A 21639-nucleotide genomic window follows, 5' to 3' on the forward strand; every position below is an offset into this window, starting at 1 on the left:
TGACGGACCTGATGGACCCCCACTTCCACATCCCCTACGCCGTGCCCACCGCACTGCTGGCGACGGCGCTCCTCGTCAAGCTCCCGACGCTCGTCCGCGCCTGGCGCGACCCGGACGTACGGGCGACCACCGTGCTGCTGGCCTCGGCCACCGCCGTCCTGGTCGTCATCACACCGGTCAACATCGAGCGCCTCAACGAGCTGACGGGCGTGCCCAACATCGCCTCGCCCTGGGCCTATTCGTTCCTCACCGCGTTCTGCGCCACCGGCCTGACGATGATCATCCGCTGGCGGGAGGAACCGTCCGAGCGCCGCCGCCGCAGGATGCGCCGCATCTACTGGGTCTACGCCGGTGTGGTCGTCGCCCTCTGGGTGACGTTCCTGCTGGCACACGCGCCCGAGCCGCGGATCTACGACCTGGACACCTACTACGCCTCGACCCCGTGGATGCGCGAGCACATCCTGCTCTACCTGACCGCCCACATGGTGTCGTCCCTGGTGGCCGCGTCGATGCTGTGGAAGTGGTTCCCGGAGGTCGAGAACCGCTGGCTGAAGTCGGGCGTCGTGCTCCTGCAACTCGGCTTCGCCTCCGGCCTCCTCTTCGACGCGGCGAAACTGACGGCGATCGGCGCCCGCTGGTCGGGCCACGACTGGGACGCCCTCAGCACCAAGGCCGCCCCGCCCTTCGCACTCATGGAGGCGGCCCTGGTGGCGCTCGGCTTCCTGGTGCCGCAGATCGGACCGTTCCTGCACCGGTGGATCCGCGACCGGCGCGAGTACCGGCGGCTACGGCCGCTGTGGCGGGCGGTGCGCGTCCTCGGCGCGTCGGCCGCACCGGCCCGGCTCGGCTTCTGGGCGCCACTGGACCTGCGCCTGATGCAGCGCCGGCAGCACATCCACGACGGACTGCGCCTGCTCAACCCGTACTTGGACCAGCGCCTCTACCAACAGGCCTACGAGGCCGCGCGGGCCGCCGGCGACGAGGCGAGGGCTCGCGGAGCGGCCGGCGCGGTGGCGGTACGCGCCGCCCTGGCCGCCCGCCGCACGGGAGCCCCGCCCACGCCCGACCCCGACTCCGCCCGGACCGCCGCCCGCATCACCACCGACATCGAGTCCGTCTCCCGGGCACTGCGCCGCCCGCACACCGGCGGGGCCGGGCAGCGCCCCGAACGGGCGCGGGGCGTTGTCGATCGGCGGCTCCGCCGTGGGGCGCGAGCAGCCACAACGCACCCGCACCCGACCGACCGCACAGCCGGCGCAGGACCCAGTACAGAAAGCACGAGCACCCATGCCTGACAGACCCACCGCCCGCCGGGCCCGCGCCGTCGTCGTCGGCGGCAGCATCAGCGGACTGTTCGCCGCCGCCGCGCTGGCCGAGTTCGCCGACGTCACGATCGTCGAGCGGGACACGCTCCCCGAGGGGCCCGAGCCGCGCCGCGGCGTCCCCCAGGCCCGGCACGCACACCTCGTGTGGAGCGGCGGGGTCAAGGCCTTCGACGAGCTGCTCCCCGGCCTCACCGCGGAGATCGTCGCGAACGGCGCCCGCCTGGTGCACATCATGGGCGACATGGTCTCCCGGGCCCCGAACGAGATCTGGTTCCGCCGTTTCACCTCCACCCACCACCGCAACCTGGTGTGCTCCCGCGACCTGCTCGACGCGGTGATACGCACCCGCGTCCTCGCCGACCCCCGCGTCACCCTCCGCCAGAACACCACGGCACTGTCCCTTCAGGGCGACCGGGACCGCGTCACCGGCGTCCGGGTCCGCACCGGCGACGAGGAGCTCGCCCTGCCCGCCGACCTGGTGGTCGACGCCTCCGGCCGCGGCTCGCACGCCCCCCGCTGGCTGACCGAGCTCGGCCTGCCGCAGGTCACCGAGCGCGAGGTGAACGCCGGCGTCGCCTACGCCACCCGCCTCTACCGGGCCCCGGGCACGGCCGCGGAGAGCACATTCCCCCTGGTCAACGTCCAGGCGAACGCCGCGAAGGCGCCGGGCCGCGGCGGCATCATCGTGCCCATCGAGGGCGACCGCTGGATCGTCACGCTCTCCGGCACCCGCGGCGGCGAACCGGGCCCCGACCCCGACACCTTCACGGACTTCGCGCTCGCCCTCGGCGACCCGGTCATCGGCGAACTGATCAAGGACGCGGAGCCGCTCGGCGACGTCGCCACCACCCGCAGCACCGCCAACCGGCGCCGCTACTACGAGAAGCTGCGGCCCTGGCCCGACGGCTTCACGGTCCTCGGCGACGCGATCGCCGGATACAACCCGGTCTACGGCCACGGGCTCACCGTCGCCGCCCAGTGCGCCCTCAGCCTGCGCGCCGTCCTGCGCTCCACCGCCCTCACCACCCCCGGCACCGCCCGCCGCGTCCAGCGCGCCGCGGCCCGCCCGGTCGGCGCCGCCTGGGACCTGGCGGTGGGGCAGGACGCGTTCTACCCCGGCGCCGCGGACACTCCCCCGACCGCCCTGGAGCGCGTCCTCGCCCGCTTCGTCGACCGCGCGGTCGCCACCGGGGCCCGCAACCCCCGCGCCCTCGGCGCCCTCCTGGACGTCATGAGCCTGGAGAAGCCCGCCACCCGGCTCTTCTCGCCCGACATGCTGATCCCCATGCTCTTCGGCCCGAAGAAGCCACACCTGCAAGGCCCGCCCCTGACCGAGCCGGAACGCAAGACGGCCGCCCCGTACTGACCGGGCCGGTCGGCTCCCGACGCGCCAGGCGCACACTGGAGCCATGCGCCTACGCACACCCCCCGGCGCCGTCCGGTGGCGGCGCGCCGCACGGACGCTCGCCCGCCGCCCCCGCCCGGCCCCCGCCCGTCCTTCACACCGGGCCCAATTGCTCGCCCTGGTCGCCGTCCTGGACGAGGCGGTGGCCGCCCAGACACCGGCCGACGCGGCGGTGGCCGCCTGCGGCGAACCGGGTCCCGTCTCCCGCCGGACGGCACGCATGTGCAGCCATCAGAGCAGCACCCTGCACCGCCTGCGCACCCGCCTCCAGGACCTCGAACTCACCGACCCGGACCTGCAGCGGGCCCAGGCCCACGCGGCACGGCTCCTCGCCTACGACCTCTGGATGCTGCGCGAATCCCTCGACCTGGCCTTCACGCTCCGCCCCGACCCCCGCACCGAGGCCGCCCGGCTGCGCCTCAACGGCCTGGGCCGGCACGCCGACGACCTGCGCCGCCTGCGCGACGGGCTGCGCGAGGAAACGGGCTGAGACCTGCCTACCCGAGGACGGACGAGGTGGCCGAGGGAGGATCGGTCGGCCTGGGCGAGGTCGCCTCGCCGGAGTCGGCCTGGATCACGAGCACGACCGCTATGACCGCCATGGTCACGGCCGTCAACGTGACCAGCCACCACATCCTGATCGGTTTCGCATGCCCGCCCATGGCGCCCTCCTTGGGCGCGAGCGTACGCGCAACGGTCCCGTCGAGCCCCCTCTTTCACGGCACACCGACGAGCACAACACCGCACCAACGCCCCGGCACGACCCTCAAGATACAAAGGATCTTGTATCTTGATACACTCCAATTGATATACACAGGGAGAGGGGGACATCATGAGTCGGACGGTCATCGATCTCGACGACGAGGCGCTGGAGGAAGCAGCCAAGGAACTCGGCACCACCACCAAGCGCGACACGATCAACACTGCCCTGCGGGAGGTCACGGCCCGCTATCGGCGCCTGCGTTCTCTCGAAGAAGCCCGCGACCTGGTGGCCGAGGGCGCCCTGGACATCGACATGTTGCTGGACAAGCGGGCATACCGGCCCACGAGCGCCGACGCGGCACGCGGTGATCGCAGCGCCGGAGCGGACGCGTGACCGTCGCCGACTACCTCGTCGACACCTCCGCCCTCGCCCGCATCCTGCTCCGCCAGAACACCGCCGAATGGGACGACAGGATCGCCGCCGGCCTCGTCGCGATCTGCGATCTCACCGAACTGGAAGTCCTCTACTCGGCACGTTCCGCCACGGACCGCACCCGCTTGAAGGCGGCCCTCGACGCCCACTACACCTGGTGCCCCATGCCCGACGGCGTCTACCGCCGCTCCCGCATCGTCCAGGAACAACTGACCGCCAAGGGAGAGCACCGCAGCGCGGGCCCCATCGACCTCCTGGTGGCCGCAGCCGCGGAAGAAGCGGGACTCACCCTCCTCCACTACGACCACGACTTCGAAACCATCGCCCGCACGACAGGGCAACCGGTCCGCACGATCGACCTCAGGCAGTAGAACCGGCTCGGTACCGACGGGCACCTGAAGGCGCCACTCGACGCCCACAGGGCAGCCGGTCCGCATGATCGGCCTCAGGACCCCGGCCCCGACCCAACTCCGTCTCGATGAAGTGACGCAGATGCCGCCGCGCGTCCTCCACCGTCAACGGCGGTGTCTGGCGCAGGCGTTGCAGGGCCAGGCCCGTCGGCCAGGGCGGCGAAGCAGACGGTGAAGCCGTCCAGGTCCGCGGAGGTGAAGTCGCCCTCGGCGAGGGCGCGTTCGGCGATGGTTCGGATCTGCCGGTGCCAGCTCTCGTAGCGACGGTCCTGGCCGCCGGCGAACGCCGGACGGTAACAACGGGACGCCGCAGGAAGGCAGTTGTCGTCGGCGCCGGTCCGGCAGTGCTGGAGGCCGCCCGAGTCCTGGGCGAACGCGGCGATGACGTGGTGCTGTTCGAGGCGGGGGACCTGCCGGGCGGCCACATCCGCGCGAGCGGCGCGCTCCGCTGGTCGCGGGGGCGGGTGAGATCCTCGTGCACGAGATCGACGGGGAACACCGGACGGGGGCCGTCGCCATCGACACGACGCGGGCCACCGCCGTGACCCTGGTCGACGTCCGCTCCCACGTGCAGCTGTTCGCCACATGGCACCTGCGCACGTCCGACTCCGCGGCGCGTTTCCCCGTCCGGGTGACCTACCACTGCACGGTCGTGGACCCCGTCGCGGTCGTACGGGGCCGTCGCACCGGCGTCTGGGACCCGAGCCGGGTCCTGGTTCAGGACCTCCGGCCTCACCGCCTGCACGCGGAGCATCCCGAAGGCGACGAGAGAGGCCTCCGCAGGTCCCTCTCCGCCCTGCTCTCCCCGACCCCGGCCCCTCGGGCGCTCCCCGGGATACGCGTGGAGCTCGGCCATGTGGATGTGGGGCGCGCCTGGCCGAACGACATCGACGAGGCGTGATCGTCCGAGGCGGCGAGGTGGTGCAGAGCCGCGGCACCCACCAGTCGAAGAGACGTTTCATCAGGTCAGAACGTTTCTCTGACCTGCGCTTGGTGGGGCGGGTGGGACTCGAACCCACGGCCGACGGATTATGAGTCCGCTGCTCTAACCGGCTGAGCTACCGCCCCATAGCGGCGTGTCGCGCACATTTGTGCGCGCCGTCTGCCGCAGCATAGCCGCTCATACGATCTCCTGCTTCGGATGGTCGACTTCGCACGCCCATGGAGACTGCCCCGCAGCCTGCGCGGTTCCCGCCCACATGAAAAAGGACCCCAAGGGGGTCCTCTTCTTGTGCTCCCCCGACTGGACTCGAACCAGTAACCTGCCGGTTAACAGCCGGCTGCTCTGCCAATTGAGCTACGGAGGACCGAGCTCCCCCGACTGGACTCGAACCAGTAACCTGCCGGTTAACAGCCGGCTGCTCTGCCAATTGAGCTACGGAGGAATGCCTCGTTGCATCGAACGTACCTGCCTGGGTATTCGCCAGAGGGCGGGCGCTCGCTGCGACACATACATTAGCGCAAGCAGGGGGGTGCTCCGCCAATCGGTACTCCCCAAGGACGGAAGGGTGGCTCCGCCATGCGCTACAAGCTCACGTTCGTCGTCGGACTGGCTCTGGGTTACGTCCTCGGCACACGTGCCGGTCGCGAGCGCTACGAGCAGCTGAAGAAGTCCGCGCGTCAGGTCGCGGAGAACCCTGCCGTCCGCAACACCGCGGAGTCGGCCGCCCAGCAGGGCCGCGAGTTCGCCGGCAAGGCGTACCACGCGGTGAGCGACAAGGTCGGCGACCATGTGCCCGACTCGGTGGCCCAGCGGGTCCGCTCCCTCCGGGCGCGCAACACCAACGGCGCAGCAGAGGACGACTGGGGCACCAGCGACACGTAGCAGCTCACCTGCCACGACGCGCCCGCACCCGGCGAAGCGCACACACCCCTGCGGCGCAGGGCCCATAGAATTTTCGCCATGGGGATAGTCGCCGGGTTGGACAGTGCACCCGATTTCACTCGCATCGTCGTCTGCGACACGGACACGGGCACCGTGCTCAGGCAGGGGTATGCCCCGCATCCGGTCGACGGCGACCGGCCCGCCGACGTCGACCCGCAGGCCTGGCTGCTGTCCCTGGGTGAAGCGGCCGGCGGCGGGCTCCTCGAGGGCGTGCAGGCCATCGGTGTGTCCGCGCAGCAGAACGCGGTCGTGCCGCTGGACGCGCAGGGCGGCACGGTGCGCCCGGCGCTGGTCGGCGGCGACAAGCGTGCGCAGGTCGCGGCGGCCGATCTGATCGACGCGCTCGGCGGCCGTGAGGCCTGGGCGCAGGCGGTGGGCTGTGTGCCGCAGGCCGCGCAGCCGGTGACCAAGCTGCGCTGGCTCGCGAAGAACGAGCCCGATGCCGCCCTGCGCACCGCGATCCTGATGCAGGCTCACGACTGGCTGGTGTGGCAGTTGCTGGGGAGGCCGGTGAGACGGACCACCGACCGGGGCGGCGCCTCCGGCACCGGATACTGGTCGGCGGCCACCGGCAACTACCGTGCCGATCTCGTCGAGCTGGCGCTCGGCCACCAGGCGATGCTGCCGGAGGTGATCGGCCCTGCGGACGCCGCGGGTACGACCCCCGAGGGGCTGCTGATCTCCGCCGGGACCGGGGAGACCATGTCCGCCGCCTTCGGCCTCGGCATCGGGCTCGGTGACGCGGTGGTCTCGCTCGGCGCCTCCGGGTCCGTCATGGCCGTACACCCCGAGGCCCTGGTCGACAGCACCGGGATGATCACGTCCCTCGCCGACGCGACCGGTATGCATCTGCCGGTCGTCACCACGCTGAACGCCGTTCGGACCCTGCGCGGGACCGCCGAGCTGCTCGGGCTGCCCGATCTGGACAGCCTGTCCGAGCTGGCCATGAAGTCGACCCCGGGCGCCCACGGGCTCGTACTCCTGCCGTATCTGGAGGGTGAGCGGACGCCGAATCTGCCGCACACGGCGGGGTCGATCGCCGGGCTGCGGCGGGAGTCGATGAAGGGCGAGCATCTGGCGCGGGCGGCGTTCGAGGGCATGCTGTGCGGCCTCGCGGACGCGCTGGACGTGCTGCGCGGCCGGGGTGTCGAGGTGCGGCGGATCTTCCTGCTGGGGGCGGCCGCCGAGCTGCCCGCCGTGCAGGCGGCGGCGCCCATGCTGTTCGGGGCGCAGGTCGTCGTGCCGCAGCCCGCGGACTACGCGGCGATCGGTGCCGCCCGGCAGGCCGCCTGGGCGCTCGGGGTCTCGCAGGGCACCCTCGATCCGCGCAACCCGCCCGTCTGGCAGGGCGCGAGCGGACAGGTCCTTGAGCCCGGCGACGAACTGGCGGTGGGACAGGCGGTCAGGCAGCAGTTCGTTTCCGTCCGGGAGCAGACACACCCCGGCGCTTTCCGCCCATAAGGCGGTAAGGAGCACTGCTGTCGGCTTAATCGGTTGAGGTAACACGGGTGGAGTGTCCGACGATAGGAGCCTGGGGCATCAAGCCCGCCCCGCCGCCGACTCCGAGAGACGTAGCGTGCTCATACGACTTCTGCGGACCTATCTCAGGCCCTACAAGAAACCCATAGCCCTGCTGGTGCTGCTGCAGTTCCTGCAGACCTGCGCCACCCTCTACCTGCCCACGCTGAACGCGCACATCATCGACAACGGCGTTGTGAAGGGCGACACCGGCTACATCCTCTCCTTCGGCGCCCTGATGATCGGCATCTCGCTGGCACAGGTCGTGTGCAACATCGGTGCCGTGTACTACGGCGCCAAGACCGCCTCGGCGGTCGGCCGGGACATCCGGGCGGCGGTGTTCGACCGGGTGCAGTCGTTCTCGGCGCGGGAGGTCGGGCAGTTCGGGGCGCCCTCGCTGATCACCCGCACGACCAACGACGTCCAGCAGGTCCAGATGCTGGCCCTGATGACGTTCACGCTGATGGTGTCGGCGCCGATCATGTGCGTGGGCGGGATCGTGCTGGCGCTCGGCCTGGACGTGCCGCTGTCCGGGGTGCTGGTCGCCGTGGTGCCGACGCTGGGCATCTGCGTGACGCTGATCGTTCGGCGGCTGCGGCCCCTGTTCCGGGCCATGCAGGTGCGGCTCGACACGGTGAACCGGGTGCTGCGGGAGCAGATCACCGGCAACCGTGTGATCCGGGCCTTCGTGCGGGACGCCTACGAGAAGGATCGTTTCCGTAAGGCGAACACCGACCTCACCGAGATGCAGCTGGCCACCGGCAACATGCTCGCGCTGATGTTCCCGATCGTGATGACGGTGGTGAACCTGTCCTCGATCGCGGTGGTGTGGTTCGGCGCGCATCGCATCGACAGCGGCGGGATGGCGATCGGCGACCTGACGGCCTTCCTCGCCTATCTGATGCAGATCGTGATGTCCGTGATGATGGCCACCTTCATGTTCATGATGGTGCCGCGCGCGGAGGTGTGCGCCGAGCGGATCGAGGAGGTCCTCGGGACCTCGTCGAGCGTTGTGCCGCCCGTCGCTCCGGTCACGGAGCTGCGCCGGCACGGGCATCTGGAGATCCGGGGTGCCGGGTTCCGCTATCCGGGCGCCGAGGAGCCCGTGCTCAAGGGCATCGACATGGTGGCGCGGCCCGGTGAGGTGACCGCCGTCATCGGCTCGACCGGCAGCGGCAAGTCCACGCTGCTCGGGCTGGTTCCCCGCCTCTTCGACGCGACCGACGGCGAGGTGCTCGTCGACGGCACGGCCGTCGCGACGCTCGACCCGAAGCTGCTGGCCAGGACAGTCGGCCTGGTGCCGCAGAAGCCGTATCTGTTCGCGGGGACGGTGGCGACCAATCTGCGCTACGGCAATCCGGACGCCACCGACGAGGAGCTGTGGCACGCGCTGGAGGTGGCACAGGCCAAGGAGTTCGTCGAGCGGCTGGAGAACGGCCTCGACTCCCCCATCGCCCAGGGCGGCACCAATGTCTCCGGCGGTCAGCGGCAGCGCCTCGCGATCGCGCGGACGCTGGTGCAGCGCCCCGAGATCTACCTCTTCGACGACTCCTTCTCCGCCCTCGACTACGCGACCGACGCGGCGCTGCGGGCGGCGCTCGCGCGGGAGACCGCGGAGGCGACCGTCGTGATCGTCGCCCAGCGGGTGGCGACCATCCGGGACGCGGACCGGATCGTCGTACTGGACGAAGGACGTGTCGTCGGGACCGGCCGGCATCACGAGCTGATGGCGGACAACGAGACCTACCGGGAGATCGTGCTCTCCCAGCTGACGGAAGCGGAGGCTGCCTGATGGCCGGGCCGATGGCGCGGATGATGGGTCAGGGCGGGGGCCCCGACAGCCGTTCGATGGACTTCAAGGTGTCGGGCAAACGCCTGATCTCCCAGTTCAAGCCGGAGCGGCTGACCATCTATGTACTGCTGCTCTGCGTGGTCGTGAGCGTCGGTCTGAACGTGGTCGGGCCGAAGATCCTCGGCAAGGCCACCGACCTGGTCTTCGCCGGCATCATCGGGCGGCAGATGCCGGCCGGGGCCACGAAGGACCAGGTCCTCGCGTCCATGCGGGAACGGGGGCAGGGCCAGGTCGCCGACATGCTCCGCAGCACCGACTTCACCCCGGGCAAGGGCATCGACTTCGGCGCGGTGGGCGACGTACTGCTGCTCGCGCTGGGCACGTTCCTCGTCGCCGGTCTGCTGATGGCGGTGGCGACACGGCTGGTGAACCGGGCCGTGAACCGGACCATGTACCGGCTGCGCGAGGACGTGCAGGCGAAGCTGTCCCGGCTGCCGCTGTCGTACTTCGACAAGCGGCAGCGCGGTGAGGTGCTGTCCCGGGCGACCAACGACATCGACAACATCGGGCAGACGCTGCAGCAGTCGATGGGCCAGCTCATCAACTCGCTGCTGACGATCATCGGTGTGCTGGCGATGATGTTCTGGGTGTCCTGGCTGCTGGCGCTGGTGGCGCTGGTCACCGTGCCGCTGTCGTTCGTGGTCGCCACGCGCGTCGGCAAGCGGTCGCAGCCGCACTTCGTGCAGCAGTGGCGCACCACCGGCAAGCTGAACGCCCATATCGAGGAGATGTACACCGGCCACACGCTGGTGAAGGTGTTCGGGCGGCAGGAGGAGTCGGCGAAGCAGTTCGCCGAGCAGAACGACGCGCTGTACGAGGCCGGGTTCAAGGCGCAGTTCAACAGCGGGGTCATGCAACCGCTGATGATGTTCGTGTCGAACCTCAACTATGTGCTGGTGGCGGTGGTCGGCGGTCTTCGGGTCGCGTCCGGCGCGCTGTCGATCGGTGATGTGCAGGCCTTCATCCAGTACTCGCGGCAGTTCTCGATGCCGCTGACGCAGGTCGCGTCGATGGCGAACCTGGTGCAGTCGGGTGTCGCCTCGGCCGAGCGGATCTTCGAACTCCTGGACGCGGAGGAGCAGGAGGCGGATCCGGTGCGCGGCGAGCGGCCCGAGGAGCTGCGCGGGCGAGTGGAGCTGGAGAGCATCTCCTTCCGCTACGACCCCGAGAAGCCGCTGATCGAGGACCTGTCCCTGAAGGCGGAACCCGGGCACACGGTCGCGATCGTCGGCCCGACGGGAGCGGGCAAGACCACGCTGGTCAATCTGCTCATGCGGTTCTACGAGGTCTCCGGCGGGCGGATCACCCTCGACGGCGTCGACATCGCCACGATGTCCCGGGACGAACTGCGGGCCGGGATCGGCATGGTGCTGCAGGACACCTGGCTGTTCGGCGGCACGATCGCGGAGAACATCGCGTACGGCGCCTCGCGGGAGGTCACGCGCGGCGAGATCGAGGAGGCGGCGCGGGCGGCCCACGCGGACCGGTTCATCCGGACGCTTCCCGACGGGTACGACACCGTGATCGACGACGAGGGCACGGGGGTCAGCGCCGGTGAGAAGCAGCTCATCACCATCGCGCGGGCGTTCCTGTCCGACCCGACGATCCTGGTGCTGGACGAGGCGACCTCTTCGGTGGACACCCGGACCGAGGTGCTGATCCAGAAGGCGATGGCGAAGCTGGCGCACGGACGTACGTCGTTCGTGATCGCGCATCGGCTGTCGACGATCCGGGACGCGGACACGATTCTGGTGATGGAGAACGGGGCGATCGTGGAGCAGGGGGCGCATGCCGATCTGCTCGCTGCGGATGGGGCTTATGCGCGGTTGTACAAGGCGCAGTTCGCGCAGGCGGTGGCTGAGGTGGACTGAGCGGGTGCCCGGCGTCGGGGCTGGGGACGGGTGGGTGCGCTTGCCCGCGCTTGCGGGGTGCCGCCTGCGCCCACCCGTGCCGCCCCAGGCGGCACGAATGCCCGCAGGCTGCGGCAGACGGCGTCAGTCCAGATAGCCCCTCAGCTGGTCCGCGAAAGCATGGTCCCGGAGCTTGTTCAGGGTCTTCGACTCGATCTGGCGGATGCGTTCCCGCGTGACGCCGAAGATGCGGCCGATCTCCTCCAGCGTCCGCGGGCGGCCGTCCGCCAGGCCGTACCGGAGCTGGACCACCTTGCGCTCGCGCTCGCCGAGCGTGGACAGGACCGCCTCCAGATGCTCCCTGAGCAGCAGGAACGCCGCAGACTCCACCGGCGAGGCGGCATCGCCGTCCTCGATGAGGTCGCCGAGGGCCACGTCGTCCTCCTCGCCCACCGGGGCGTGCAGGGAGACGGGTTCCTGGGCCAGGCGGAGGACCTCGCTGACCCGCTCGGGGGGCAGGTCGAGGTGGTCGGCGACTTCTTCCGGCGTGGGCTCGTAGCCGCGTTCCTGCAGCATGCGGCGCTGGACGCGGACGACCCGGTTGATCAGCTCGACGACGTGGACCGGGACCCGTATGGTCCGGGCCTGGTCGGCGAGGGCCCGGGACATGGCCTGGCGGATCCACCAGGTGGCGTACGTCGAGAACTTGTAGCCGCGGGCGTAGTCGAACTTCTCAACTGCCCTGATCAGGCCCAGATTTCCCTCCTGGACCAGGTCGAGCATGGTCAGCCCGCGGCCGACGTACCGCTTGGCCACGGACACGACGAGCCGCAGATTCGCCTCGATGAGGCGGCGCTTGGCCATCCGGCCCATGACGACGAGGCGGTCCAGGTCGAGGGCGAGCTGGCTGTCCAGGTCCGGGGCGGTGCTGAGCCTCTCCTCGGCGAACAGGCCGGCCTCGACACGGCGGGCGAGCTCGACCTCCTCGGCCGCGGTCAGCAGGGGGATACGGCCGATCTCGCGCAGGTACTGGCGGAACAGGTCCGAGGACGGGCCGCCGGTGTCGGCGGAGCGGGCACGCGGCGGTTCGGCCGGCTCGGGGTCCTCCGCCGCCTCCAGCGCCTCGGCGGGCGGTTCGGCCGGCTCGGGCGGGCCCTCGCTCTCGGGCTCCGCCTCGGGGTGGTGCGCGACACGGGTCTGCGGGGGGACCGCGACGAGGACGTCGGCCGCGGCGTCCGGCGCAGTGCCGTCGTCGCCGATGGCGCTAGTGCTGTCGGTCTGGGTGAGGGTCTGGGTCTGCACGGGGGCGACCTCCAGGATGATCGCTGCTGAGGTGTGCGGCAGCGCTGCTTCGGGAGCGGAGTCGACGGCCTCGCCGCTGTCCGTCCCGTACGCGATGAGCGGAACCGCGGGGTTGTGCGACCCGTGGGGGACGGGTCGGCCGCGCTCCGAGGACTCAGGCACCGGACCCAGTGTGGAGTACGACACATCGCCGCCACGAGGGGCGTGCGGTGACTTTTTGCAATCGTGCCGTGACCGCCCGGTTACCGCGGCGTACGCGAACAGGTCAGAGAGCTGCGGCTCCGTGCTCGCGCAGCGCCTGGTCGTACTGCTGGAGTACCCACAATTCGTTCTGTACCGCGGCCAGTTGTGCGGGGTCCGAGTGGGTGCCGAGGCGGGTGAGGGTGCTCTGGATGTCGCGGACGCGGCGCTCCACGGCCCGGCGGCGGACGGTCACCAGCTGCTCGCCCGCGTAGTTCTCGTCGACCGTGCGGCGCATGATCGCCTCGACGGCCAGTTCCGTGACCATGGCGCGGACCGTGTCGTCGGGTGCGGCCTCGCGGACGCGGACCAGGTAGTCCTGAGCGTCCTGGACGCCGTACTCCGCGCCGCCCGCCTCCATGATCGCCTGGCGTACGGCGGCGTAGGGCGCGGCGGTGAACTCGTCGATGCCGTAGGCGTCGAAGGCCGGGGAGACCAACTCGGGGCGCTGGAGGGCGAGTTTGAGGAGTTCGCGTTCGGTGGCGTATACGGGGTTGCGGAGGTTGAGGGCCGGACCGGACGGACCGGAGGAGCGGGGCGCTGCGTCGTACGACTGCGGGCCGCGGGCCGGGGCCGGGCCCTTGCCGCCGCGGTCGCGTGCCCAACGGGCCAGCTGGGCCACCCGCTTGACCACGAACTGGGTGTCGAGGATGCCGAGCATGCCGGCGAGCTGGACGGCGACCTCGTGCTGGGCGCCGCTGTTCTTGATGCGGGCGACGATGGGGGCGGCCTCGTCCAGGGCGGCCGCGCGGCCCGCCGGGGTGTCGAGGTCGTAGCGGACGACGATCTGGCGCAGCGCGAACTCGAAGAGCGGCGTGCGGGGTTCGACGAGGTCGGCGACCGCCTCGTCGCCCTTCGCCAGGCGCAGCTCGCAGGGGTCCATGCCGTCGGGGGCGATGGCGATGTAGGTCTCGGCGGCGAACTTCTGGTCGTCCTCGAAGGCACGCAGGGCCGCCTTCTGGCCGGCCGCGTCGCCGTCGAAGGTGAAGATCACGCGGGCCGAGCCGTTGTCCATCAGCAGCCGGCGCAGGATCTTGATGTGGTCGCCGCCGAAGGCCGTGCCGCAGGTCGCGATCGCGGTCGTGACACCGGCCAGGTGGCAGGCCATCACATCGGTGTAGCCCTCGACGACGACCGCGCGGCTGGCCTTGGCGATGTCCTTCTTCGCCAGGTCGATGCCGTACAGGACCTGGGACTTCTTGTAGATCGCCGTGTCGGGGGTGTTGAGGTACTTGGGGCCGTTGTCCGCCTCGTACAGCTTTCGGGCGCCGAAGCCGACGACGTCTCCGCCGATGTCGCGGATGGGCCACATCAGGCGGCCGCGGAAGCGGTCGATGGGGCCGCGGCGGCCCTCCTGGGAGAGGCCGGAGAGCAGGAGCTCCTTGTCGGTGAAGCCCTTGCCGCGCAGATAGCGGGTGAGGTGGTCCCAGCCCTGGGGGCTGTAGCCGACGGAGAAGTGCTCGGCGGCGGACTGGTCGAAGCCGCGCTCGGCGAGGAACTTGCGGCCGGTGTCGGCCTCCGGACTGGTCGCGAGCTGTTCGGCGTACCACTGGGCGGCGACCTTGTGGGCCTCGACCAGGCGGATGCGCTCGCCACGCTGGTGGGCGGGGTTGTAGCCGCCCTCCTCGTAGCGCAGGGTGATGCCGGCCTGGCCGGCCAGGCGCTCGACGGCCTCGGAGAAGGAGAGGTGGTCGACCTTCATCACGAACGTGATGGTGTCGCCGCCCTCCTGGCAGCCGAAGCAGTGGAAGAGTCCCTTGCTCGGGCTGACCTGGAAGGACGGCGACTTCTCGTCGTGGAACGGGCACAGGCCCTTGAGGTTGCCCCCGCCCGCGTTGCGCAGCTGGAGGTACTCGGACACCACGGCGTCGATCGGGACCGCGTCCCGTACCGCCTTCACGTCCTCGTCGTTGATCCGTCCTGCCACGCGTGAATTCTACGGGGACGGACTGACAGCCTCGGTGCTCAGGAGACGAGGCTTTCGAGCGGAATGTGCGGGTCCGCCAGTGCCTCCGTGTCCACCTGGGTCTTCGAGCGGATCAGTTTCTGGATCGGCTCCGTGACATCCCACACGTTCACGTTCATCCCGGCCAGCACCCGGCCGTCCTTGATCCAGAAGGAGATGAACTGGCGCTTGCCCGCGTCCCCCCGGATCACCACTTCGTCGTACGACCCCGCGGGCGCCCATCCGCTGTACTCCATCCCCAGGTCGTACTGGTCGGAGAAGAAATAGGGCACGCGGTCGTAGGTGACGTCGCGGCCGAGCATCGCGCGGGCCGCCGCCGGGCCGCCGTTGAGGGCGTTGGCCCAGTGCTCGACGCGGAGGTGGGTGCCGAAGAGGGCGTGCGGGAAGGACGCCACGTCGCCGGCCGCGTAGATGTCGGGGTCGGAGGTGCGCAGACGCTCGTCCACCACGACACCGGCGCCGTGGGCCCGGTCGGCGATCTCCAGGCCTGCGGCTTCCGCGAGGCCGATGCGGGGGGCCGCGCCGATCGCCGCGAGGACGTCGTGCGCGGGGTGCTCCTCGCCGTCGTCGGTGCGGGCCGCGAGGACCATGCCGTCCTGGCCGACGATCTCCGTCAGCTGTGCGCCGAAGTGGAAGCGGACGCCGTGCTCGCGGTGCAGCTCGGCGAAGAGGTTGCCGAGCTCGGGGCCGAGGACCGCGTGCAGCGGGGTCTGCGCGGGTTCGACGACGGTGACCTCGGCGCCGTACTCGCGGGCCGCCGCCGCGACCTCCAGACCGATCCAGCCGGCGCCGGCGATCACGATGTGCCCGTTGTCCCGGCCGAGGGCGCTCAGCACGTGCTTGAGCCGCTCGGCGTGGGCGAGGCGGCGCAGATGGTGCACACCGGCCAGGTCGGTCCCGGGGATGTCGAGGCGGCGCGGCTCCGCACCCGTGGCCAGCAGGAGCTTGTCGTAACGGACGAGCGTGCCGTCCTCACCGAAGCGGACCGTCTTCGCCGCGCGGTCGATGGCGTCGACGGTCTCGCCGAGGTGCAGCTCGATGTCGTTCTGCGCATACCAGGCCGGCTCGTGGACGAAGACGCTGTCGCGCTCCTCCTTGCCGAGCAGATAGCCCTTGGAGAGGGGAGGGCGCTCGTACGGGTGGTCGCGTTCGTCGCAGATCAGTATCACGCGCCCCGTGAAGCCCTCCGCTCGGAGCGTCTCGGCCGCTTTCGCGCCGGCGAGACCGCCTCCGACGATGACGAATGTCTGATCCGCGTCGACCACTTGATGCCTCCAACGGGGTGTCTGAGGGGTGTCCCCTCGGAAAACACTGCGCGTGCCGCCATATGCGAGCGTCCCGCACGGAGTGTGATGGGGGAAGAGGGAGTGACCCGATCAGGCCACGGAGGGTCACATTCGGGCTCGCTCGGCGTCTCCCGCATCCCGTCAGTCTCACAGATGCTCCGTCAGACGCGCGTGAAGCGAACGCGCCGATGCGTCGGTGAGGGAGGCGATCTGGTCGACGATCACCCGCTTGCGGGCGCGGTCGTCGCCTGCCTGGTCGAACAGGGCGCGGAACTGGGGGTCGAGGCCGTCCGGGGCGCGGGCGGTGAGCGCCTCGGCCAGCTCGGCGACCACGATCCGCTGGTCGGCCCGCAGCAGCTCCTGTTCGGCGCGCTGCATGACGTACCGGTCGGCGACGGCCTTGAGGACCGCGCATTCCAGCCGTGTCTCGTGCGGTACGACGAGTTCGGCGTCGTAGCGGGTGAGGCGGCCGGTGCCGTAGGCCGCGCGCGTGGCGGTCTCGGCGGCGAGGCAGAAGCGGCCGATGAGCTGGCTGGTGGCGTCCTTGAGGCGGGCCTGGGCGACCGCGGAACCGTCGTAGCCGTGCGGCCACCACTCCTGGTCCTGGAGGCGGTCCAGGGCGGCGGCGAGTTCGGCGGGGTCGGTGCCGGCGGGGACGTAACGTCCGACGGCGACCGCGAAGACGGCCTGGCGCTCGGGCTCCGCGTGCAGGCAGTTGGGGTCGATGTGGCCCGCGTGCAGGCCGTCCTCGACGTCGTGCACCGAGTACGCCACGTCGTCGGACCAGTCCATGACCTGGGCCTCGAAGGTGGTGCGGGTGCCCGGGGCGTCCTTGCGGACCCAGTCGAAGACGGGGCGGTCGTCCTCGTAGACGCCGAACTTGGGGGAGGACGGGTCGGTGGGGTGGGCGCCTCGGGGCCAGGGGTACTTGGTGGCGGCGTCCAGGGCGGCGCGGGTGAGGTTGAGGCCTACGGAGCCTTCCGGGGTGAACCGTTTGGGTTCGATGCGGGTGAGGAGTCTCAGGGATTGTGCGTTGCCCTCGAAGCCGCCGCAGTCCTCGGCGAATTCGTTCAGGGCCTGTTCGCCGTTGTGGCCGAAGGGGGGGTGGCCGAGGTCGTGGGAGAGACAGGCGGCTTCCACCAGGTCGGGGTCGCAGCCGAGGGCTGCGCCCAGCTCGCGGCCCACCTGGGCGCACTCCAGGGAGTGGGTGAGGCGGGTTCTGGGACTGGCGTCCCATGCCTGGCTGCGGGTGCCTGGGGTGACGACCTGGGTTTTGCCTGCCAGGCGGCGCAGTGCTGAGCTGTGCAGGATGCGGGCGCGGTCGCGTTGGAAGGCTGTGCGGCCGGGGCGTTTGTCGGGTTCGGGGGCCCAGCGTTCTGTTGACTGCGCGTCGTACGACATGTCTCGACAGTAAGCGCAGGCAGTGACAATTGGGGTGCGCCTTGGCGCCTGCCGGGTGCAGTTATATCGCGAGTGCGGGCTCGTCGTGGCTTGTCGCGCGGTTCCCCGCGCCCCTTAGGGCGGCTGCCGCAACCGGGGTTGCCAGTGACTGGTCGTAGCGGTGGAGGATCAGCCTTGCCATCGCCGGGTGGGTTCCCAGCGGGGCCGAGGCAATCCATGGGGCCGCCTGCGTGCACTCCGTGGCGAAGCGGCCGGGGGCGGTGAAGTAGGAGGCTACGGCTACTCGGTCGCGGCCCCGTTCGGTCAGGGCCCGGATCGCGTCCGGGACCGTCGGGGCGGCCGTGGTCGCGTAGGCCGGGACCACCGGGACGCCCAGGCGTTCCGACAGGAGCTGGGCCGTGCGGTTGGTGTCGATCTTGGACTCCGGGTCGCGTGAGCCTGCCGCGGCGAGGACGACGGCGCTCCTTCGGCGGGCGGTGTCGTCCATGCTCGTGCACCAGCCGGCCTCGACCAGGCGGGCGTGCAGGGTTTCGACCAGGAGGGGGTGCGGGCCGAGGGCGCCGGCCACGCGCGCGCGTACCTGCGACTGGGCGGCCATCTCGGGGATGTCCCGCTTGATGTGGTAGCCGCGGCTGAGGAGGAGGGGGACGAGGACGGCCTCGCGGGTGCCGAGAGTCGCGAGGGTGTCGGGGAGCAGCGGGTCGTTCAGCTCGATGTGGCCCAGGTGGACCGGCAGGCCGGGGCGCTGCTCGCGGACGCGGTCCAGGAGCGTACGGACGGTGCTCAGGGCGCGCGGGTCGCGGCTGCCGTGCGCGACGACGACCAGCGCGGGCGCGGCCGGGCGTCGCCTGCCGTTCAGGTGGACGAGGCTGAGCTGGCTGGCGAGCTGGCTGCTGATCCGGTTCATGAGATGCGCCGTACTGTCGAGGTGGGCTGTCGTGGACTCGTCGCGAGGAGGGTTCGACGCCGTCATGGACCGATGGTGGCGGCCGGAGGTTGCCGCCCCGTTGCATGAGAATGACGCGCGTTTTCCGGCGGTTCACGGCGGGGGGTGTGGGGTGTGTGAGGCGAGCTGACCTGCGGTTTCACGCAGCGGAGTGAAGCTGGTCACGTATCGTGCGGCGAACCGTACGGCCTGACAGGACGTCTCTGACTGTCGAAAAGCAGGCCGGAGAAGGGGGATCGATGCGCAGACCACGCCTGCCACGCACGCGTGCCGGGCAGCGGAGGCTGGCGCAGGCCGTGATGGCCGGGTGTGTGCTGGCGCTGCTGCCGGTGACCTGGCTGTACGTCACGACGGGCGACCGGCTGCGGACGACCGCCGACGCGCCCCGCACCGAGGTCGCCGTCGTCTTCGGGGCGGGCCTGTGGAACGGCGAGCCCTCCCCTTACCTCGCGAACCGTCTGAAGGCGGCCGCGCAGCTGTACCGCGCCGGCCGGGTCGAGGTCGTGCTCGTCACCGGTGACAACAGCCGCAAGGACTACGACGAGCCCGACGCCATGCGCACGTATCTGAAGAAGCACGGTGTCCCGGACGGGCGGATCGTCAGCGACTACGCGGGCTTCGACACCTGGGACTCCTGTGTCCGCGCCAAGAAGATCTTCGGCGTCGACAGGGCCGTGCTCATCAGCCAGGGCTTCCACATCCGGCGGGCGGTCGCCCTGTGCGAGGCGGCGGGTGTCGACTCGTACGGCGTCGGGGTCGACGCCAAGCACGACGTGACCTGGTACTACGGCGGTACGCGTGAGATCTTCGCGGCCGGCAAGGCGGCCCTGGACGCCGTGTTCCACCCCGACCCGCGGTTCCTCGGGCCGAAGGAGGAGGGGGTCGCGAAGGCGCTCGCCGACGCCCGGTGAGCGGTGCCTCACCGCCGCTCCCGGCCGGCCGGGAGGTCGCCGTGCCGCCCGTGTAACAAGGAGCCGTCCCGCATGTAACACAGCCGAAGCACGCTGAGTGGCATGCAGATCTCCGCGACGCCCACGCACTGCCCGTACTGCGCCCTGCAGTGCGGGATGAACCTGACGCCCGCGCCGGACGGCACGGTCGAGGTGAGCGAGCGCGCGGACTTCCCTGTGAACCGGGGCGCGCTGTGCGGCAAGGGCCGTACGGCGCCGGCCGTGCTCTCGTCCCGGGTGCGCCTGACCTCCCCGTTGGTGCGCTCCGAGGGCACTCTGGTGCCCGCCACCTGGGACGAGGCGCTGGACCGTATCACCGAGGGACTGCGCCGGACGCGTACGGAACATGGCCCGGACGCGGTCGGCGTCTTCGGTGGCGGCGGCCTCACCAACGAGAAGGCGTACACGCTCGGCAAGTTCGCCCGGGTGGTGCTCGGCACCTCGCAGATCGACTACAACGGGCGCTTCTGCATGTCGTCGGCCGCGGCGGCCGGCACCAAGGCGTTCGGCCTGGACCGGGGGCTGCCCTTCCCACTGGAGGACATCCCGAAGACGGGCTGTGTGATCCTGGTCGGCTCGAACCTCGCGGAGACCATGCCGCCCTCGCTGCGGTTCTTCACCGAGCTGAAGGAGAACGGCGGCACCCTGATCGTCGTCGACCCGCGCCGCACGAAGACCGCCGAGCAGGCCGACCTGCATCTGGCACCGAGGCCCGGTACGGATCTCGCGCTGGCGCTCGGTCTGCTGCACCTGGTGGTTGCCGAGGGGCGGGTCGACGAGGAGTACGTGGCCGAGCGCACGGCCGGCTGGGAGGACGCCCGGGCGGCGGCGATGGCGCACTGGCCGGAGTACGTGGAACGGATCACGGGGGTGTCCGTTCCCCAACTGCGGGATGCCGTGCGGCTGTTCTGCGAGCCGGAGAACGCGATGGTGCTGACCGCGCGCGGCCCCGAGCAGCAGTCCAAGGGCACGGACACGGTCGGCGCGTGGATCAACCTGTGCCTGGCGACCGGCCGCGCGGGCCGCCCGCTGTCCGGGTACGGCTGTCTGACCGGGCAGGGCAACGGGCAGGGCGGACGCGAACACGGCCAGAAGGCCGACCAGTTGCCCGGCTACCGCAAGCTGGACGACCCGGCGGCGCGGCGGCATGTGGCCGAGGTGTGGGGCGTGGACCCGGACTCGCTTCCCGGGCCGGGGCGCAGCGCGTACGAGCTGCTGGACGCCCTGGGTACGGACATCAGGTCGCTGCTGCTGATGGGGTCCAACCCGGTCGTCTCGGCGCCGCATGCCGCGCACATCGAGGAGCGCATCAAGTCGCTGGACTTCCTGGCGGTCTGCGATGTCGTCCTGTCGGAGACGGCGGCGCTGGCGGACGTCGTGCTCCCCGTCACGCAGTGGGCGGAGGAGACCGGCACCACGACCAACCTGGAGGGCAGGGTGCTGCTGCGGCGGCGCGCGATCACTGCTCCCGACGGGGTCCGCAGCGATCTGGAGGTCATGCACGAACTGGCCGGCCGGCTCGGTGTGGAGAAGGGCTTCCCGACCGACCCGGAGGAGGTCTTCGAGGAGCTGCGGCGGGCCAGCGCGGGCGGGCCGGCCGACTACTCGGGGATCACCTACCGCAGGCTGGCGGAGGAGAACGGGGTGTTCTGGCCGTGTCCGAACGCGGAAAGCCAGGGCGAGGGCCGGAGTGAGGGCCACCCCGGCACCCCCCGTCTCTTCCTCGACCGTTTCGCCACCCCGGACGGCCGGGCCCGTTTCGTCCCCGTCTCACACCGGGCGTCCGCCGAGGAACCGGACGAGGAGTATCCGGTGCTGCTGACCACCGGCCGGGTCGTCGCGCAGTACCAGTCCGGCGCCCAGACCCGCCGGGTCGACGAGCTGAACGCCGCGGCGCCCGGCCCGTTCGTGGAGCTGCACCCTCGTCTCGCTGCCCGGCTCGGGGCGGCCGAGGGCGACCCGGTGGCGGTGGTCTCCCGCCGCGGACGGGCCGTGGCGCCGGCCCGCATCACCACCTCCATCCGCCCGGACACGGTCTTCATGCCGTTCCACTGGCCGGGCGAGGGCCGCGCCAACACGCTCACGAACCCTGCCCTCGACCCGACCTCACGCATGCCGGAGTTCAAGGCGTGTGCGGTGCGGTTGGAGACGGTCCAGTCGTAGCCGGG

General features: G+C 71.0%; 19 protein-coding genes and 3 tRNA genes. 13 read left to right on the plus strand and 9 right to left on the minus strand.

Annotation, left to right across the window (positions count from 1 at the left end):
* Nucleotides 1-11: 11 nt before the first annotated feature.
* Genes ABT254_RS17970 through ABT254_RS17980 form a run of 3 tightly spaced genes read left to right on the plus strand, consistent with a single transcriptional unit; the run spans nucleotide 12 to nucleotide 3220 of the window.
* Nucleotides 12-1295: an MAB_1171c family putative transporter gene (locus ABT254_RS17970; RefSeq protein ID WP_351471102.1), complete on the plus strand. Its 1284-nt coding sequence runs from the start codon at nucleotides 12-14 to the stop codon at nucleotides 1293-1295.
* Nucleotides 1288-2691 (plus strand): NAD(P)/FAD-dependent oxidoreductase, encoded by a 1404-nt coding sequence (locus tag ABT254_RS17975; RefSeq protein WP_351470491.1) that lies wholly within the window; start codon nucleotides 1288-1290, stop codon nucleotides 2689-2691. The genes ABT254_RS17970 and ABT254_RS17975 overlap by 8 nt, the downstream gene beginning before the upstream one ends.
* A gap of 43 nt (nucleotides 2692-2734) precedes the next feature.
* On the plus strand, nucleotides 2735-3220 hold the full coding sequence (locus ABT254_RS17980; protein WP_351470494.1) for a hypothetical protein: 486 nt from the start codon (nucleotides 2735-2737) through the stop codon (nucleotides 3218-3220).
* 7 nt (nucleotides 3221-3227) lie between these two features.
* On the opposite strand, the gene ABT254_RS17985 is transcribed toward ABT254_RS17980, so the two are convergent.
* Nucleotides 3228-3392: a hypothetical protein gene (locus ABT254_RS17985; RefSeq protein ID WP_351470497.1), complete on the minus strand. Its 165-nt coding sequence runs from the start codon at nucleotides 3390-3392 to the stop codon at nucleotides 3228-3230.
* Between the two features lie 170 nt (nucleotides 3393-3562).
* On the opposite strand from ABT254_RS17985, the gene ABT254_RS17990 reads away from it, so the two are divergent.
* The 4 genes from ABT254_RS17990 (at nucleotide 3563) to ABT254_RS18005 (ending at nucleotide 5176) form a co-directional block, all read left to right on the plus strand.
* The gene (locus ABT254_RS17990) at nucleotides 3563-3826 is read left to right on the plus strand and encodes a type II toxin-antitoxin system VapB family antitoxin (RefSeq protein ID WP_351470500.1); all 264 of its coding nucleotides are present in this window, start codon (nucleotides 3563-3565) and stop codon (nucleotides 3824-3826) included.
* On the plus strand, nucleotides 3823-4236 hold the full coding sequence (locus tag ABT254_RS17995) for a PIN domain nuclease (protein WP_351470502.1): 414 nt from the start codon (nucleotides 3823-3825) through the stop codon (nucleotides 4234-4236). The genes ABT254_RS17990 and ABT254_RS17995 overlap by 4 nt, the downstream gene beginning before the upstream one ends.
* 284 nt (nucleotides 4237-4520) lie before the next feature.
* Complete coding sequence (locus ABT254_RS46545) at nucleotides 4521-4820, plus strand: NAD(P)-binding protein (RefSeq protein ID WP_502971994.1); 300 nt, start codon at nucleotides 4521-4523, stop codon at nucleotides 4818-4820.
* Entirely contained in the window at nucleotides 4751-5176 is a 426-nt protein-coding gene (locus ABT254_RS18005) for a hypothetical protein (protein WP_351470505.1), read from the plus strand. Before ABT254_RS46545 ends, ABT254_RS18005 begins: the two co-directional genes overlap by 70 nt.
* Nucleotides 5177-5266: 90 nt before the next feature.
* On the opposite strand, the gene ABT254_RS18010 is transcribed toward ABT254_RS18005, so the two are convergent.
* The 3 genes from ABT254_RS18010 to ABT254_RS18020 all read right to left on the minus strand — a co-directional run bounded on the left by ABT254_RS18010 (nucleotide 5267) and on the right by ABT254_RS18020 (nucleotide 5660).
* Nucleotides 5267-5343, minus strand: a tRNA-Ile gene (locus ABT254_RS18010).
* A 166-nt stretch (nucleotides 5344-5509) separates the two neighbouring features.
* Nucleotides 5510-5582: transfer RNA gene (locus ABT254_RS18015), tRNA-Asn, on the minus strand.
* Between the two features lie 5 nt (nucleotides 5583-5587).
* A tRNA-Asn gene (locus ABT254_RS18020) sits at nucleotides 5588-5660 on the minus strand.
* 134 nt (nucleotides 5661-5794) lie between these two features.
* Here ABT254_RS18020 and ABT254_RS18025 point away from each other — a divergent pair.
* From ABT254_RS18025 to ABT254_RS18040, 4 genes are all read left to right on the plus strand, one after another.
* Nucleotides 5795-6100, plus strand: a complete 306-nt coding sequence (locus ABT254_RS18025; RefSeq protein ID WP_351470508.1) for a YtxH domain-containing protein — start codon at nucleotides 5795-5797, stop codon at nucleotides 6098-6100.
* A 78-nt stretch (nucleotides 6101-6178) separates the two neighbouring features.
* Nucleotides 6179-7621, plus strand: a complete 1443-nt coding sequence (locus ABT254_RS18030; protein ID WP_351470511.1) for an FGGY family carbohydrate kinase — start codon at nucleotides 6179-6181, stop codon at nucleotides 7619-7621.
* 115 nt (nucleotides 7622-7736) lie between these two features.
* A complete protein-coding gene (locus tag ABT254_RS18035; RefSeq protein WP_351470514.1) occupies nucleotides 7737-9470 on the plus strand; it encodes an ABC transporter ATP-binding protein in 1734 nt (577 codons plus the stop codon).
* A complete protein-coding gene (locus ABT254_RS18040; RefSeq protein WP_351470517.1) occupies nucleotides 9470-11401 on the plus strand; it encodes an ABC transporter ATP-binding protein in 1932 nt (643 codons plus the stop codon). Before ABT254_RS18035 ends, ABT254_RS18040 begins: the two co-directional genes overlap by 1 nt.
* A gap of 123 nt (nucleotides 11402-11524) precedes the next feature.
* Here the strand turns inward: ABT254_RS18040 and ABT254_RS18045 are convergent, their stop codons facing one another.
* The 5 genes from ABT254_RS18045 to ABT254_RS18065 form a co-directional block, all read right to left on the minus strand.
* Complete coding sequence (locus ABT254_RS18045) at nucleotides 11525-12844, minus strand: RNA polymerase sigma factor (protein ID WP_351470520.1); 1320 nt, start codon at nucleotides 12842-12844, stop codon at nucleotides 11525-11527.
* A 103-nt stretch (nucleotides 12845-12947) separates the two neighbouring features.
* The gene (gene dnaG, locus ABT254_RS18050) at nucleotides 12948-14849 is read right to left on the minus strand and encodes a DNA primase (RefSeq protein WP_351470523.1); all 1902 of its coding nucleotides are present in this window, start codon (nucleotides 14847-14849) and stop codon (nucleotides 12948-12950) included.
* A gap of 38 nt (nucleotides 14850-14887) precedes the next feature.
* Nucleotides 14888-16153 carry an NAD(P)/FAD-dependent oxidoreductase gene (locus ABT254_RS18055; RefSeq protein ID WP_351470526.1) on the minus strand — a complete coding sequence of 422 codons (1266 nt, stop codon included), beginning with the start codon at nucleotides 16151-16153 and terminating at the stop codon, nucleotides 14888-14890.
* Nucleotides 16154-16321: 168 nt separating this feature from the next.
* The gene (locus ABT254_RS18060; RefSeq protein WP_351470529.1) at nucleotides 16322-17575 is read right to left on the minus strand and encodes a deoxyguanosinetriphosphate triphosphohydrolase; all 1254 of its coding nucleotides are present in this window, start codon (nucleotides 17573-17575) and stop codon (nucleotides 16322-16324) included.
* Between the two features lie 61 nt (nucleotides 17576-17636).
* On the minus strand, nucleotides 17637-18548 hold the full coding sequence (locus tag ABT254_RS18065) for a sirohydrochlorin chelatase (RefSeq protein WP_351470532.1): 912 nt from the start codon (nucleotides 18546-18548) through the stop codon (nucleotides 17637-17639).
* A 212-nt stretch (nucleotides 18549-18760) separates the two neighbouring features.
* Between ABT254_RS18065 and ABT254_RS18070 the strand changes: the two genes are divergently transcribed.
* Together ABT254_RS18070 and ABT254_RS18075 are read left to right on the plus strand one after the other, a co-directional pair.
* Nucleotides 18761-19432: a SanA/YdcF family protein gene (locus tag ABT254_RS18070; protein ID WP_351470534.1), complete on the plus strand. Its 672-nt coding sequence runs from the start codon at nucleotides 18761-18763 to the stop codon at nucleotides 19430-19432.
* A 102-nt stretch (nucleotides 19433-19534) separates the two neighbouring features.
* Nucleotides 19535-21634, plus strand: coding sequence for a molybdopterin oxidoreductase family protein (locus tag ABT254_RS18075; protein ID WP_351470537.1), 2100 nt, complete (start codon nucleotides 19535-19537; stop codon nucleotides 21632-21634).
* Nucleotides 21635-21639 lie beyond the last annotated feature (5 nt).

Source organism: Streptomyces sp. NPDC001137 (assembly GCF_040298885.1).
Taxonomy (GTDB): domain Bacteria; phylum Actinomycetota; class Actinomycetes; order Streptomycetales; family Streptomycetaceae; genus Streptomyces.

Coding starts and splice junctions, on each gene's coding strand:
- ABT254_RS18075 (WP_351470537.1), top strand. CDS start 19,535: ATGCAGATCTCCGCGACGCCCACGCACTGCCCGTACTGCGCCCTGCAG.
- ABT254_RS18040 (WP_351470517.1), top strand. CDS start 9,470: ATGGCCGGGCCGATGGCGCGGATGATGGGTCAGGGCGGGGGCCCCGAC.
- ABT254_RS17990 (WP_351470500.1), top strand. CDS start 3,563: ATGAGTCGGACGGTCATCGATCTCGACGACGAGGCGCTGGAGGAAGCA.
- ABT254_RS17975 (WP_351470491.1), top strand. CDS start 1,288: ATGCCTGACAGACCCACCGCCCGCCGGGCCCGCGCCGTCGTCGTCGGC.
- ABT254_RS18065 (WP_351470532.1), bottom strand. CDS start 18,548: ATGACGGCGTCGAACCCTCCTCGCGACGAGTCCACGACAGCCCACCTC.
- ABT254_RS18060 (WP_351470529.1), bottom strand. CDS start 17,575: ATGTCGTACGACGCGCAGTCAACAGAACGCTGGGCCCCCGAACCCGAC.
- ABT254_RS18025 (WP_351470508.1), top strand. CDS start 5,795: ATGCGCTACAAGCTCACGTTCGTCGTCGGACTGGCTCTGGGTTACGTC.
- ABT254_RS18030 (WP_351470511.1), top strand. CDS start 6,179: ATGGGGATAGTCGCCGGGTTGGACAGTGCACCCGATTTCACTCGCATC.
- ABT254_RS18070 (WP_351470534.1), top strand. CDS start 18,761: ATGCGCAGACCACGCCTGCCACGCACGCGTGCCGGGCAGCGGAGGCTG.
- ABT254_RS17980 (WP_351470494.1), top strand. CDS start 2,735: ATGCGCCTACGCACACCCCCCGGCGCCGTCCGGTGGCGGCGCGCCGCA.
- ABT254_RS17985 (WP_351470497.1), bottom strand. CDS start 3,392: ATGGGCGGGCATGCGAAACCGATCAGGATGTGGTGGCTGGTCACGTTG.
- ABT254_RS17970 (WP_351471102.1), top strand. CDS start 12: ATGGACCCCCACTTCCACATCCCCTACGCCGTGCCCACCGCACTGCTG.